Here is a 13,911-nt window from a genome sequence, read left to right on the forward strand (position 1 = left end):
GACGATGAGGTGGGGTTTCGATGAACGCGCCGTACGAAGGTGACCGCGCGCAGGGCGCCGGCGGGCCCGCGCCCTCCCAGGGCACTGACCCCGGCACCCCGGTGCCGGGGCAGGTTCCCGCGCCCGCGCCCGCACCGGACCACGACCCTTATGTCCAGGACGCCTACGCCTACGACCCCTACCGGTCGCAGGACCTGTCCGCCCAGGACCCGGTCGCGGAGGTCCTCTACGACCGGGCCTCGCACCCCCCGCCGCCACCCGGTACCTACCAGGAGCCCGGCCCGCTCTACGCCGCCCCGCCGGCCCCCGCGTACTCCCCGGACCCGAGGGTCTGGGCCCAGACCCCGCCGCCCGAGCCGGACGGCCCCTCCCGGCACCTGCCCTACGGCGACCACGCCACCACCACCCAGTTCGTGGGCGTGGACTCGCTGGTCACCAAGGCCGCCGACCAGGAGCCCCGGCCGGACGCCTTCGCGCACCTCTACCGGGACCAGGACGCGGCTCCCCGCACCCCCGCCGAGGACGCCCCCGTGGCCGCCCCGGCGCCGAGCAAGCCCTCCGGCCGCGCCTCCAGCCTGCTCAAGTCCAGCGCCCTGATGGCCGCCGGCACGATCGTCTCCCGCATCACCGGCTTCATGCGGACCCTGGTGATCGCCGGTGCCATCGGTGTCGCCACACTCAACGACAGCTACCAGGTCGCCAACACCCTGCCGACGATGATCTACGTCCTGGTCGGCGGCGGCGCCCTCAACGCGGTCTTCATCCCGCAGCTGGTGCGCGCGATGAAGAACGACGAGGACGGGGGAGAGGCCTACGCCAACCGGCTGCTCACCCTGGTCATGGTCCTGCTCGGCGCCGTCACCACCATCTGCGTGCTCGCGGCCCCGCTGTTCATCGGCATGATGTCGCAGAAGATCGCCGACGATCCGCAGCGGCTGGACGTGGCCGTCGCCTTCGCCCACTACTGCCTGCCCACCATGTTCTTCATGGGCGTGCACGTGGTCCTCGGTCAGATCCTCAACGCCCGCGGCCGGTTCGGCGCGATGATGTGGACCCCCGTCCTCAACAACATCGTCGTCATCGCCACCTTCGGGGCCTTCATCTGGGCCTTCGGCGGCTTCACCACCACCGGGGTCACCGAGGCCGGCATCACCCCCGAAGGCGTCCGCCTGCTGGGCCTGGGCACCCTGCTCGGCCTGGTCGTCCAGTCCCTGTCGATGGTTCCCTACCTGCGCGACGCCGGCTTCAAGCCGCGCCTGCGCTTCGACTGGAAGGGCCACGGCCTCGGCAAGGCCGCCGGCCTGGCCAAGTGGACGTTCTTCTTCGTCCTCGCCAACCAGCTCGGCCTGATCGTCGTCACCCAGCTCGCCACCTGGGCGGGCGAGGTCGCCGACAAGCAGGGCCACGGCGGTACCGGCATCACCGGCTACAACTACGCCCTGCTGCTCTGGCAGATGCCGCAGGCCATCATCACCGTCTCCGTCATGACCGCCGTCCTGCCGCGCATCTCCCGCTCCGCCCACGACGGCGACGCGGCCGCCGTCCGCGACGACATCTCCTACGGTCTGCGCACCTCTGCGGTTGCGATCGTGCCCTGCGCCTTCGCGTTCCTCGCCCTGGGCGTCCCGATGGCCGGACTGCTCTACGCCGGCTCCGGCGCACAGAGCGCGCAGAACATCGGCTTCATCCTGATGGCATTCGGCCTCGGACTGATCCCGTACTCGGTCCAGTACGTCGTCCTGCGCGGCTTCTACGCCTACGAGGACACCCGGACCCCCTTCTACAACACGGTCATCGTGGCTGCCGTCAACGCCGGCTTCTCCGCGATCGCCTTCCTCGTGCTCCCGGCCCGCTGGGCCGTCGTCGGCATGGCCGCCGCCTACGGCCTGGGCTACGCCGTCGGCGTAGGTGTCGCCTGGCGCCGGCTGCGCACCCGCCTCGGCGGCGACCTCGACGGAGCGCACGTGATGCGCACCTACACCCGGCTCATCGGGGCCTGCCTTCCCGCCGCGGTGGTGGCCGGTGTCGTCGCCTTCGCGGTCCTGCACTTCATGGGCAGCGGTGCCCTCGGATCGCTCGCCGCGCTGGTGGCCGGCGGTATCGCCCTGGCGGCGGTGTTCCTCGTCGCCGCCAAGCGGATGCGCATCGAAGAACTCAACGCCATGGTCGGGATGGTCCGCGGACGCCTGGGGCGCTGATGCGCACATCCATCCCCTTCTTTAGCGTGTCGTGCAGAGGGCCGGACTGTGGGCACAATTGGCATGGCTTCGCAGACTGGCCGACAGCGCGTAACGGATGGGGAGGCAGGGACGACGGTGGCGGAACGTAGCACGGCTGCCGTCGACGTGGCCGACAACGGCGGCAACGAGCCGCCGGCCGCTGAGGCGGCTCAGGTCACGGCCGACGGGGTGGACACCCAGAACGGACAGGCCGCGGACGGACCCATGCCCGAAAAGGACGGCGAGCGCAGAAACGCGGCACCTGCGGCCTCGCCCGAACTCCACAGCGGCCACAAGCTCGCCAGGCGCTACCGCCTCGAGGAGTGCGTCACCCGTCTGGACGGATTCAGCAGCTGGCGTGCGATGGACGAGAAGCTCCGCCGCGCCGTGGGCGTCCACCTGCTGCCCGCTGACCACGCGCGGGCCCGTGCCGTACTGGCCGCGGCCCGTTCCTCCGCCCTGCTCGGCGACCCCCGGTTCGTCCAGGTCCTCGACGCCGTGGAGGAGAACGACCTCGTCTACGTCGTCCACGAGTGGCTGCCCGACGCCACCGAGCTCACCGCGGTTCTCGCCGCCGGCCCCCTGGAGCCGCACGAGGCCTACCAGCTCGTCAGCCAGATCTCCCAGGCCATGACCGCCGCGCACCGCGAGGGCCTGGCGCACCTGCGGCTGACCCCCAGCGCGATACTGCGCACTTCCACGGGCCAGTACCGCATCCGGGGCCTCGCCGTGAACGCCGCGCTGCGCGGTATCACCAGCGACACCCCGCAGCGTGCGGACACCGAGGCCATCGGCGCTCTCCTGTACGCCGCCCTCACCCAGCGCTGGCCGTACGAGAACGACGCCTACGGCCTCACCGGCCTGCCCAAGGGCGTCGGGCTGATCGCTCCCGACCAGGTCCGCGCGGGCGTGCACCGGGGCCTGGGTGAACTGGCCATGCGCGCCCTCGCCAACGACGGAGCCACCGCCTCCCGTCAGGAACCCGCCTGCACCACCCCGGAAGAGCTGTCGAAGGCCGTGGCCGCGATGCCCCGCATCCGGCCGCCGGAGCCCACCTTCACCGCGCCTCCGGAGTACCAGCACACCACCTACCAGCAGGGCAGCTACGGCAGGCCCACGCCTTCCGGCATGCCCGCCCCGCAGACGCTCGGCGTCGTCCCCCCGCCGCCGCTGCAGAGCCGCACCGGCCGGGTCCTGAAGTGGGGCGTCGCCGCCCTCCTGATCGCGGCCCTCGGTCTGGGCAGCTGGCAGCTCGCCGACAACCTGCTGGGCCGCGGCAATCAGGGCAACAACGGCAGCAACCAGAACCAGCACCCGAAGGGCGACGACGCCCCGGAGAAGAAGGAGCCGGTTCTCCTCGCCGTCACGGGCGCCCGTGAGTTCTCCCCGGACGGCAAGGACCAGGACCCCGACAGCGTCACGAACACCTTCGACGGGGACGCCACGACCTTCTGGCGCACCAAGTCCTACGTCGAGGGTCCCGAGATGAGCGAGGAGTACAAGGCCGGTGTCGGTGTCGTCTACGACCTCGGGTCCGAGCACGAGGTCAACGGTGCCTCGATAGCGCTGAAGTTCGCCGGCAACCACACCACCGCCACGCTCTACGACGCCGGCGCCCTGTCCCCGTCGGGCCAGGTCCGCTCCATGCCGAAGATCGCCACCGGCAGCACCTCGGACAGCACCCTCAAGCTGGCCACCGACACACCGGTCAAGGCCCGCTACGTGCTCATCTGGATCACCGCGATGCCCAAGGCGCCCGCCGACGCGTACAGCCAGGCGGGTTTCAAGCAGGCCATCACGGATGTGAAGTTCACGGGCTGACGGACGGCAGGGGAGGGGCTCACCGTTGGACGAAGCCACACCCGGAGGCCGCAGCGACCAGGAACTCCTGTCGCTGCACGCCGCCGGAGATCCGGACGCCTTCGGTGAGCTCGTGCGCCGCCACCGGGACCGGCTGTGGGCCGTGGCCCTGCGCACCCTCGGCGACCGCGAGGAAGCCGCCGACGCCGTGCAGGACGCACTCGTCTCGGCCTACCGGGCCGCGCACACCTTCCGCGGTGAATCAGCCGTCACCACCTGGCTGCACCGCATCACCGTGAACGCCTGCCTGGACCGGGCCCGCAAGGCCGCCTCCCGCCGGACCGCACCCCTCGAGGACACGGAACGGCTGGAGCGCCTTCTGGAGCCCCACGAGTCCGCCGAGGCCCCCGCGGAGCGCCAGGACCTCCACCGCCAGCTCCTGGCCGCCCTGAGCACCCTCCCGGCCGAACAGCGGGCGGCGCTCGTCCTCGTCGACATGCAGGGCTACCCCGTCGCGGAAGCCGCCCGCATCCTCGACGTCCCCGTCGGCACCGTGAAGAGCCGCTGTGCCCGTGGCCGGGCAAAACTCGTCCCGCTCCTCACTCATCTGCGCACGCATACCGGGGATAACACCGACACCGAGCGGGGAAGGAACCGGACACCGGGGACAACCGTCCCACCGACGGCAGACCGCGGGGAAACAACCCCGGATCCCAACGCAGTGAAGGGCGGAGGTGGACGAGCGTGAACCCCACAACCGGTACGACCGGCACGATCCGGCACCCCGATGTCTCGGAGATCTCCGAGCTGACGGAAGGCCTCCTCTCCCCGTCCCGCACCGCCGAAGTCCGCAGCCATCTGGGCGACTGCGCCCTGTGCGCAGACGTCCGAGCCTCCCTCGACGAGATCCGGGCGCTGCTCGGCACGCTCCCCGGCCCTTCCCGGATGCCCTCCGACATCTCCGGCCGGATCGACGCGGCCCTCGCCGCCGAAGCCCTCCTCGACTCCACCACCCCGCGCACCGAAGCCGCGCCCGTCGGCCGGACCGGTCCGGCCGGCGGGGGAGCGGCCCCCGATGTTTCACGTGAAACATCGACCGCCCCGCTCACGGAATCCAGCCCTCTGCGGCCCTCCGGTCACCCGGCCGGCCCAACGGGACCCGGTAGGCGTCGCGCCCGCCGCCGGATCGCCGTCGTCGGCGGCCTGCTCACCGCCTGTGCCGTCGGTGTTCTCCTGACCAACTTCCTCTCCGGCCCCCAGAGCGGGGACATGTCCGCCCGCACGAACTCCGCCAGCTCCCAGGCCCAGCCCGGCGGGCACGCGTACACGGCCCAGGGCCTCCAGGACAACGTGCAGGGACTCCTCGCCTCCGCGGACCAGGTGAAGAAGGTGCCGGGGGACCAGAACAACACCTACGGGGTGGAGAACAACTCTCCGGCTGCTCCGGGACTGGCCCCCGCCGACCGCGCGGCACCCCCGGTCCCGGCCTGCGTCCAGAAGGCCACCGGCCGTTCCGAGGAGCCCCTGGCCTCCGAGCGCGGCAGCTACGAGGGCACTGATGTCTTCCTCCTCGTCCTTCCGCACCCCGGCGACTCCGCTTCCGTGGACGCCTACCTCGTCAGCGCCGCCTGCCTCGCCGCCCCCTCGGCCCCTGCCGGAGAACCCCTGCTGAAGAGCACCTACCCCCGGAGCTGAGCCGCTCCGAAGCCCGGGTGGACGGCTCGGGAATGCGGGCGCCGTAGGATCCGTTGGGTGGGGTGAGAGTTCACACCGGCCCCCCGGTAGGCAGCAGGCAGTCCGCAGAGACGAGGAAGTAACCCGTGAGCGACGTACGAAACGTGATCATCATCGGTTCCGGGCCGGCCGGTTACACGGCCGCCCTGTACACCGCACGCGCTTCGCTCAAGCCCCTGGTCTTCGAAGGTGCCGTCACCGCCGGTGGCGCCCTGATGAACACCACGGAGGTCGAGAACTTCCCCGGCTTCCAGGACGGGATCATGGGGCCGGACCTCATGGACAACATGCGCGGTCAGGCCGAGCGCTTCGGTGCCGAGCTGGTTCCTGACGACATCGTGGCCGTGGACCTCACCGGTGAGATCAAGACCGTCACCGACACCGCCGGCACCGTGCACCGCGCCAAGGCCGTGATCGTGACCACCGGCTCCCAGCACCGCAAGCTGGGCCTGCCCAACGAGGACGCCCTGTCCGGCCGCGGTGTCTCCTGGTGCGCCACCTGCGACGGCTTCTTCTTCAAGGACCACGACATCGCCGTGGTCGGCGGCGGCGACACCGCGATCGAGGAAGCCACCTTCCTCTCCCGGTTCGCCAAGTCCGTCACGATCGTCCACCGCCGTGACTCCCTGCGCGCCTCCAAGGCCATGCAGGACCGCGCCTTCGCCGACCCGAAGATCAGCTTCGCCTGGGACAGCGAGGTCGCCGAGATCCACGGCGAGCAGAAGCTCTCCGGGCTGACCCTGCGCAACACCAAGACCGGCGAGACCTCCGAGCTGCCCGTGACCGGCCTCTTCATCGCCGTCGGCCACGACCCGCGCACCGAGCTGTTCAAGGACCAGCTGGACCTCGACGCGGAGGGCTACCTCAAGGTCGACGCCCCCTCCACCCGCACCAGCCTCACCGGTGTGTTCGGTGCCGGCGACGTCGTCGACCACACCTACCGTCAGGCCATCACGGCCGCGGGCACCGGTTGCTCCGCTGCCCTCGACGCCGAGCGCTTCCTCGCCGCCCTCGCGGACGTCGAGAAGGCGACCGCGGCGGTCTGACCCCCGCAAGCAGCACCACACCCCATTTCCCCGCAGGAAAAGAAGGAGGCCGTTGTGGCCGGCACCCTCAAGAACGTGACCGACGCAGACTTCGACACCGAGGTCCTCAGCAGCGAGAAGCCCGTCCTGGTGGACTTCTGGGCCGCCTGGTGCGGTCCGTGCCGCCAGATCGCGCCCTCCCTCGAGGCCATCGCCGCCGAGTACGGCGACGAGATCGAGATCGTCAAGCTGAACATCGACGAGAACCCGGGCACGGCCGCCAAGTACGGCGTCATGTCCATCCCGACCCTGAACGTCTACCAGGGCGGCGAGGTCGTCAAGACCATCGTCGGTGCCAAGCCGAAGGCCGCCATCCTGCGCGACCTGGACCCGTTCATCACGGCCAAGACCGTCTGACGGACCAACGTTTCACGTGAAACGGGGCCGCTCCTCTCGGGAGCGGCCCCGTTTGGCGTATCGGTGACGCCTTCTCACAGCGGACGCAGCGCCGGTTCCTTCCGGGCCGCACCCAGCAGGCGGTCCAGGGCCATTTCCACGTCTTCCTTCCACGACAGCGTGGAGCGCAGTTCCAGCCTCAGCCGGGGATGGACCGGATGCGGCCGTACGGTCTTGAAGCCCACGGCCAGCAGATGGTCCGCCGGCAGCAGACAGGCCGGGCCCTCCCAGCGCGCGTCCCCGAACGCCTCGATCGCCCGGAACCCCCTGCGCAGCAGGTCCTTCGCCATCGTCTGCACCATCACCCGCCCCAGGCCCTGCCCCTGATACCCCGGCATGATCCATGCCGTGATCAGCTGTACGGCGTCCGGCGACACCGGGCTGGTCGGGAAGGCGGTCGCACGGGCCACGTACGCCGGCGGCGCGTAGAGCATGAACCCCACGGGGACCTCGTCCACATAGACCACCCGGCCACAGGAGCCCCACTCCAGTAGGACGGCGGAGATCCACGCCTCTTTCTCCTGGGCAGGGGTGCCCGCCTTCACGGCGGCCTCGCCGCTGACCGGATCCAGCTCCCAGAAGACACAGGACCGGCAACGCCTCGGCAGATCCTGAAGGTTGTCCAGCGTGAGCGGTACCAGCCGACGACCCATGACCGCATCGTATCCACAGCTCGAATCACCCGAAACCGCAGCAAGGCAAAGGGGCGGCCCGCGCCGGCTCACGCCGGCACGAACCGCCCCCGGACGGTGGGCTACTCCGCGGAAGTTCCCTGATCCAAGACCCGGCCCTCGCCCGGCGCCAGCGTCCCCAGGATCCGTTCCAGATCCTCCATCGAGGCGAACTCGACGGTGATCTTGCCCTTCTTCTGGCCCAGATCCACCTTCACCCGCGTCTCGAACCGGTCCGACAGCCGCGTCGCCAGCTCGTTGAGCGCCGGAGAGACCCGGGCGCCCGCCCGCGGGCCCTTCGGCTTCACGGCGCTGGAGGATTCCGAGCCCATCAGCGCCACGATCTCCTCGACCGCACGCACCGACAGCCCCTCGGCCACGATCCGGTGCGCCAGCCGGTCCTGGGTCTCGGAGTCGTCGACCGAGAGCAGTGACCGCGCGTGGCCGGCCGAGAGCACTCCCGCCGCCACCCGCCGCTGCACGGAAGGCGGCAGCTTCAGCAGCCGAATCGTGTTGGAGACCTGCGGACGCGAACGCCCGATCCGGTCCGCCAGCTGATCGTGCGTGCAGTTGAAGTCCTGGAGGAGCTGGTCGTACGCGGCCGCCTCCTCCAGCGGGTTCAGCTGGGCCCGGTGCAGGTTCTCCAGCAGAGCGTCCAGCAGCAGCTTCTCGTCGTCCGTGGCGCGGATGATCGCCGGGATGCGCTGGAGCCCTGCCTCCCGGCAGGCCCGCCAACGGCGCTCGCCCATGATCAGTTCATAGCGGCCCGGGGCCGACTGCCGCACCACCACCGGCTGGAGCAGGCCCACCTCCTGGATGGAGGTCACCAGCTCGGCCAGCGCGTCCTCGTCGAACACCTCGCGAGGCTGGCGCGGGTTCGGCGTGATCGAGTCCATCGGAAGCTCCGCGAACGTCGCTCCCGCCACCTCCTCGACCTCCGGGGCCGCAGCCGGCTCGGGCTCGGCGGCCGCGATCGCCGCCGATGTTTCACGTGAAACATCCGCCTGCGCCAGCGAAGCCAGCCTCGCCGCCGCGATCCCACGCTCCGCGGTCAGTACCGGCACCGCCGACGGAGACGTCGACCCCGCCGCACCGATCACCGGCGGCGTCTTCTCCTGGGGAGCCGCGGGAATCAGCGCGCCGAGCCCCCGCCCCAGACCCCTACGTCGCTCACTCACTGGATCCCCTCCGCCATGCTCTGCGTGTTGTTCATGCCCGCACCCAGATGGGGGTGCTGGGCGTCGTACTGGATTCCGGCCCCGCGCAGCGCGATCTCCCGCGCCGCCTCCAGGTAGGAGAGGGAACCGCTGGAACCCGGGTCGTAGGTCAGCACCGTCTGCCCGTAGCTCGGGGCCTCCGAGATGCGGACCGATCGCGGGATGCTCGTGCGCAGCACCTCCTTGCCGAAGTGGGTGCGCACCTCCTCCGCCACCTGCGAGGCCAGCCGGGTCCTGCCGTCGTACATCGTCAGCAGGATCGTGGACACGTGCAGTGTGGGGTTCAGGTGGGCCCGCACCAGGTCGACGTTGCGCAGCAGCTGACCCAGTCCCTCCAGCGCGTAGTACTCGCACTGGATCGGGATCAGCACCTCCGCCCCCGCGACCAGGGCGTTCACCGTCAGCAGGCCCAGCGAGGGCGGGCAGTCGATCAGGATGTAGTCGAGCGGCTGCTCGTACGCCTGGATGGCCCGCTGGAGGCGGCTCTCGCGCGCCACCAGGGAGACCAGCTCGATCTCCGCACCCGCCAGGTCAATGGTGGCAGGAGCACAGAACAGCCCCTCCACATCGACCACCGGCTGGACGACCTCCATCAGCGGGCGGCTGTCCACGAGCACGTCGTAGATGGACGGCACGTCCGCGTGGTGGTCGATGCCCAGCGCCGTGGAGGCATTGCCCTGCGGGTCGAGGTCCACGACCAGGACCCGCGCACCGTGCAGGGCCAGGGAAGCGGCCAGGTTCACGGTCGACGTGGTCTTGCCCACGCCGCCCTTCTGGTTGGCCACGACCATGATCCGGGTCTGTGCGGGGCGGGGCAGGCCCTCACTCGCACGGCCCAGGGCCTCGACCGCGATCTGCGCGGCTCGGCCGATGGGTGTGTCTTCGTTGTCTACAAGCGGCGGGGCCGATGTTTCACGTGAAACATCTTCGCCCGGCGATTCAGAGCGGGGACCGGGGACCGGATCGGCCATCGGCCCCGCGAGGTTGGCGTCTGACCGCACGGTGTCACTCTCCTCGGCATCAGGCTCGCGATGAACAGAGCCTGCCATGTCACCGGGGTCGCGAACCAGCGGGGCCCGTACTCCTGTGGATGAATCCACCGTTGTGGACAACTCCGTCTCCCCTTCGTCCTTGCGGTGACGGGGGGACGTAGCCGCACGACCGCGGCTGATGATTCCGTGCAGCAGAGAGCGACGTTTCACGTGAAACACGATGCCCGGACGGAGTCATCCGGCCGCTACGACACTCCGAAATCCATACCTATAGGGCGCAACACGCCTGAAGATGCCCGGAAAATCGCCCGGAACGGGAGAGGGAGCAGGAGCGCAGCAGCAGGATCAGCGACGGCGGCGCGTACGGCTGGTCCTGGCGGCCTTGGCCCGCTTCGCCGCGAACCTCACCCCGCCGGGGCTCTCGCCGACCTCGACCCGCACCACGGTCGACATCGGGTCCACGATCCCCTCGCCGACGTGCAGCACCGAGGTCTTCACCACACCGAGCTTCGTCAGCGCGGCCTTCGCCGCCACCAGTTCCTCGTCGGCGGTGTCGCCCTTGAGCGCCAGCATCTCGCCGTACGGACGCAGCAAGGGAACACCCCAGCCGGCGAGCCGGTCCAGCGGGGCCACGGCCCGAGCCGTCACCACGTGCACGGGCTGCAGCTTGCCGAGGACTTCCTCGGCCCGCCCGCGCACCACCGTCACATGGTCCAGGCCCAGCAGCTCCACGGCTTCCTGGAGGAAGTTGGTACGGCGCAGCAGCGGCTCCAGCAGCGTGATCTTCAAATCGCGGCGGACCAGGGCCAGCGGGATGCCGGGGAGGCCGGCGCCCGAGCCCACGTCGCACACGGTGACGCCCTCGGGTACCACCTCGGAGAGCACGGCGCAGTTCAGCAGGTGCCGCTCCCACAGTCGCGATACCTCGCGCGGCCCGATCAGGCCCCGTGTGACCCCCAGGTCCGCGAGCAGCTCCGCATAGCGCACGGCCTGCGGCAAAAACTCACCGAATACCTTGTGCGCCACCTCGGGTGCCGGGGGCGCTTCTTCAGGCATCGGGGGAAGCTCAGCTGCCTCCGTCACGGGGACCGTCCTTCCGTACTGCATGGTGTCAAAACCGCTTCACTGCCAGGCTGACAAACTTCGGCCCCGCCTGCGAGACAGACGGGGCCGAACACTCATAGCTTCCGATCAGGCCGGGAGCACAACGACGAAGCGCTGCGGCTCCTCGCCCTCGGACTCGCTCCGCAGACCGGCGGCCGCCACGGCGTCGTGGACGACCTTCCGCTCGAAGGGGGTCATCGGAGCCAGCTTCAGGGGCTCGCCCGAAGCCTTGACGTCCTCGGCCGCCTTGGCGCCGAGCACGGCCAGCTCCTCGCGCTTCTTCGCGCGGAACCCGCCGATGTCCAGCATCAGCCGGCTGCGGTCCCCGGTCTCGCGGTGCACCGCGAGACGGGTCAGCTCCTGCAGAGCCTCCAGCACCTCACCGTCGCGGCCCACGAGCTTCTGCAGGTCGCGTGCGGATTCGCTGACGATGGAGACCGAGGCGCGGTCCGCCTCGACGTCCATGTCGATGTCGCCGTCCAGGTCGGCGATGTCCAGCAGACCCTCAAGATAGTCGGCCGCGATCTCACCCTCCTGCTCGAGGCGGGTCAGGGTGTCGCCACTCTCAGCGGCGGCGGTGGTGGTGCCTTCCGTCACGGGAGGGACTCCTTCTTACTTCTTGGGAGAGGGCTTGCTGGGGGGCGTCTGGCGCTGCGACTTCGACTGACGCTTGGGCTGCTGCCGCTTCTGGAGCGGGTTGCCGGCGGAGTCGGCGTCGGCGGTGGCCTCGACACTCTTGATCACGGAGCCGTCGTCCTGAGCGGCCATGCCCTGCTTGGTCAGGGCCGTGATGAACTTGCGCTCGTTGTCGTTGCGGTCCGGGCCCTTGGCCACGATCGCCGCGACGATCTTCTTCTTGCCCCGGCCCTTGAGCTCGCCGTGCGTGCTGACGTGCTTCAGCAGGCGGGTCAGGTACTGGTCCTGGGCCTTGGATCCGGGGGTCGGGTTCTGGTTGATCACGTACATCTGCTGACCCATGGTCCACAGGTTCGTGGTCATCCAGTAGACGAGGACACCGACGGGGAAGTTGATACCCATGACCGCGAAGATCAGGGGGAAGACGTACATCAGCATCTTCTGCTGCTGCATGAAGGGGGTCTTGACCGAGAGGTCGACGTTCTTCTGCATCAGCTGGCGCTGCGTGTAGAACTGCGACAGCGACATCAGGACGATCATGATGGCGGTGACGATCCGCACGTCCGTGACCGAGGCGCCGAGAGCGGAGACCTTGTCCGCGCTGTCCGTGAACTTGGAAGCCAGCGGAGCGCCGAAGATGTGCGCGTTACGGGCACTCGCCAGGAGCGGGCCGTCGATCTGGCCGATCGGCGTTCCGTTCGCGATGCCGGCGAGCACGTGGTAGAGCGCGAAGAAGAACGGGGACTGCGCCAGGATGGGAAGGCACGAGGCGAGCGGGTTGGTACCCGTCTCCTTGTACAGCTTCATCATCTCTTCGGACTGGCGCTGCTTGTCGTTCTTGTAGCGCTCCTGGATCGCCTTCATCTTCGGCTGGATCGCCTGCATGCCCCGCGTCGCCTTGATCTGCTTCACGAAGAGCGGGATCAGACAGATACGAATCAAGATCACCAGGGAGACGATGGACAGGCCCCAGGCCCATCCACTGTCCGCGCCGAACATGGCGCCGTACACCTTGTGAAACTGAACGATGATCCACGAGACGGGCGTGGTAATGAAGGTGAACCAACTGGCAATCGTGTCCACTAATCAAGCTCCTTGAGCATGGCGAGATCTACGCAACGCACTGCGCAGCTGCTCGTGCCAACGCGGGCGTTTCCGGGGTGGGACGTGATCCACACCACCCGGGGACCACGGATTGCACCGCAGGATCCGCCAGGCGGTCAGGGCAGTCCCCTTCACCGCACCATGCCGGTCGATGGCCGTGTACCCGTAGTGCGAACACGAGGGGTAGTAGCGGCACACCGGCCCGAGCAGCGGACTGATGGTCCACTGGTACAGCTTGATCAATGCGAGCAGCGGGTACTTCATCGAGCCACGCCTCCCAAGAGCCGCAACAGCGCGGCATCAAGGTCCCGGGCCAGCTCGTCGAGACCGGCATCACCCGCTCCGGGCAGAGCCCGTACCACCATCAGGCTACCTGCGGGCAGCTGAGACAGCCGCTCGCGGACGAGATGGCGCAAACGGCGCTTGACCCGGTTGCGTACGACGGCGATGCCGACAGCTTTGCTGACGACGAAACCCGCACGCGTCGAGGGATCGATCTCCCCCGACTCGTGCGGGTCCGTTGCACCGCTTGTACGTAGGTGGACGACGAGGAGCGGGCGACCAGCCCGGCGACCTCGACGTACCGCGCTCGCGAAGTCCTCGCGCCGCCTCAGCCGATTTTCGGGAGACAGCACGACGTCACGATCCGCCCGTCAGTTACGCGGAGAGTTCGGCGCGGCCCTTGCCACGACGGTTCGCGAGGATGGCGCGGCCGGCACGGGTACGCATCCGGAGACGGAAGCCGTGGGTCTTGGCACGACGGCGGTTGTTCGGCTGGAAGGTGCGCTTGCTCACTCGGGGGCTCCAGAGAATTAATCGTTTAGGCGGGACATCGCCTGGCTGTCACCGTGCGCCCACGAGGAGAAAACTCGCGTGTTCGCCCGAGTGGCACCGCAAAACGATCACAACCAGTGATCTTCGCCCATCGGTAGGCAGGCGGCAGCAGCCATCGA

General features: G+C 69.4%; 15 protein-coding genes. 6 read left to right on the forward strand and 9 right to left on the reverse strand.

Annotated elements, in window-relative coordinates:
- Window positions 1-20: 20 nt before the first annotated feature.
- From murJ to trxA, 6 genes are all read left to right on the forward strand, one after another.
- A complete protein-coding gene (murJ, locus tag OHU74_RS17930; protein ID WP_371616833.1) occupies window positions 21-2,198 on the forward strand; it encodes a murein biosynthesis integral membrane protein MurJ in 2,178 nt (725 codons plus the stop codon).
- A gap of 117 nt (window positions 2,199-2,315) precedes the next feature.
- Window positions 2,316-4,040 (forward strand): protein kinase family protein, encoded by a 1,725-nt coding sequence (locus OHU74_RS17935; protein ID WP_371616834.1) that lies wholly within the window; start codon window positions 2,316-2,318, stop codon window positions 4,038-4,040.
- A gap of 25 nt (window positions 4,041-4,065) precedes the next feature.
- Entirely contained in the window at window positions 4,066-4,767 is a 702-nt protein-coding gene (gene sigM / locus OHU74_RS17940) for an RNA polymerase sigma factor SigM (RefSeq protein ID WP_371616835.1), read from the forward strand.
- Entirely contained in the window at window positions 4,764-5,714 is a 951-nt protein-coding gene (locus tag OHU74_RS17945) for a hypothetical protein (protein ID WP_371616836.1), read from the forward strand. The genes sigM and OHU74_RS17945 overlap by 4 nt, the downstream gene beginning before the upstream one ends.
- 125 nt (window positions 5,715-5,839) lie before the next feature.
- Window positions 5,840-6,799: a thioredoxin-disulfide reductase gene (gene trxB, locus OHU74_RS17950; RefSeq protein WP_371616837.1), complete on the forward strand. Its 960-nt coding sequence runs from the start codon at window positions 5,840-5,842 to the stop codon at window positions 6,797-6,799.
- A 54-nt stretch (window positions 6,800-6,853) separates the two neighbouring features.
- Window positions 6,854-7,195, forward strand: a complete 342-nt coding sequence (gene trxA, locus OHU74_RS17955) for a thioredoxin (RefSeq protein WP_371616838.1) — start codon at window positions 6,854-6,856, stop codon at window positions 7,193-7,195.
- 74 nt (window positions 7,196-7,269) lie between these two features.
- Here the strand turns inward: trxA and OHU74_RS17960 are convergent, their stop codons facing one another.
- The 9 genes from OHU74_RS17960 to rpmH all read right to left on the reverse strand — a co-directional run bounded on the left by OHU74_RS17960 (window position 7,270) and on the right by rpmH (window position 13,753).
- A complete protein-coding gene (locus tag OHU74_RS17960; protein WP_371616839.1) occupies window positions 7,270-7,887 on the reverse strand; it encodes a GNAT family N-acetyltransferase in 618 nt (205 codons plus the stop codon).
- Window positions 7,888-7,988: 101 nt separating this feature from the next.
- Window positions 7,989-9,083, reverse strand: a complete 1,095-nt coding sequence (locus tag OHU74_RS17965; protein WP_371616840.1) for a ParB/RepB/Spo0J family partition protein — start codon at window positions 9,081-9,083, stop codon at window positions 7,989-7,991.
- Window positions 9,080-10,171 (reverse strand): ParA family protein, encoded by a 1,092-nt coding sequence (locus tag OHU74_RS17970; RefSeq protein ID WP_330297439.1) that lies wholly within the window; start codon window positions 10,169-10,171, stop codon window positions 9,080-9,082. The genes OHU74_RS17965 and OHU74_RS17970 overlap by 4 nt, the downstream gene beginning before the upstream one ends.
- Window positions 10,172-10,459: 288 nt before the next feature.
- Window positions 10,460-11,170 (reverse strand): 16S rRNA (guanine(527)-N(7))-methyltransferase RsmG, encoded by a 711-nt coding sequence (gene rsmG, locus OHU74_RS17975; protein ID WP_371616841.1) that lies wholly within the window; start codon window positions 11,168-11,170, stop codon window positions 10,460-10,462.
- A gap of 135 nt (window positions 11,171-11,305) precedes the next feature.
- Window positions 11,306-11,815, reverse strand: coding sequence for a R3H domain-containing nucleic acid-binding protein (locus OHU74_RS17980; protein WP_330297441.1), 510 nt, complete (start codon window positions 11,813-11,815; stop codon window positions 11,306-11,308).
- A gap of 15 nt (window positions 11,816-11,830) precedes the next feature.
- Window positions 11,831-12,937: a membrane protein insertase YidC gene (yidC, locus tag OHU74_RS17985; RefSeq protein ID WP_371616842.1), complete on the reverse strand. Its 1,107-nt coding sequence runs from the start codon at window positions 12,935-12,937 to the stop codon at window positions 11,831-11,833.
- Window positions 12,938-12,940: 3 nt separating this feature from the next.
- On the reverse strand, window positions 12,941-13,222 hold the full coding sequence (gene yidD / locus OHU74_RS17990; RefSeq protein ID WP_371616843.1) for a membrane protein insertion efficiency factor YidD: 282 nt from the start codon (window positions 13,220-13,222) through the stop codon (window positions 12,941-12,943).
- A complete protein-coding gene (gene rnpA, locus OHU74_RS17995; RefSeq protein ID WP_371616844.1) occupies window positions 13,219-13,593 on the reverse strand; it encodes a ribonuclease P protein component in 375 nt (124 codons plus the stop codon). Before rnpA ends, yidD begins: the two co-directional genes overlap by 4 nt.
- Window positions 13,594-13,615: 22 nt before the next feature.
- On the reverse strand, window positions 13,616-13,753 hold the full coding sequence (rpmH, locus tag OHU74_RS18000; protein WP_100597229.1) for a 50S ribosomal protein L34: 138 nt from the start codon (window positions 13,751-13,753) through the stop codon (window positions 13,616-13,618).
- Window positions 13,754-13,911 lie beyond the last annotated feature (158 nt).

The organism is Streptomyces sp. NBC_00454 (genome assembly GCF_041434015.1).
GTDB lineage: Bacteria > Actinomycetota > Actinomycetes > Streptomycetales > Streptomycetaceae > Streptomyces.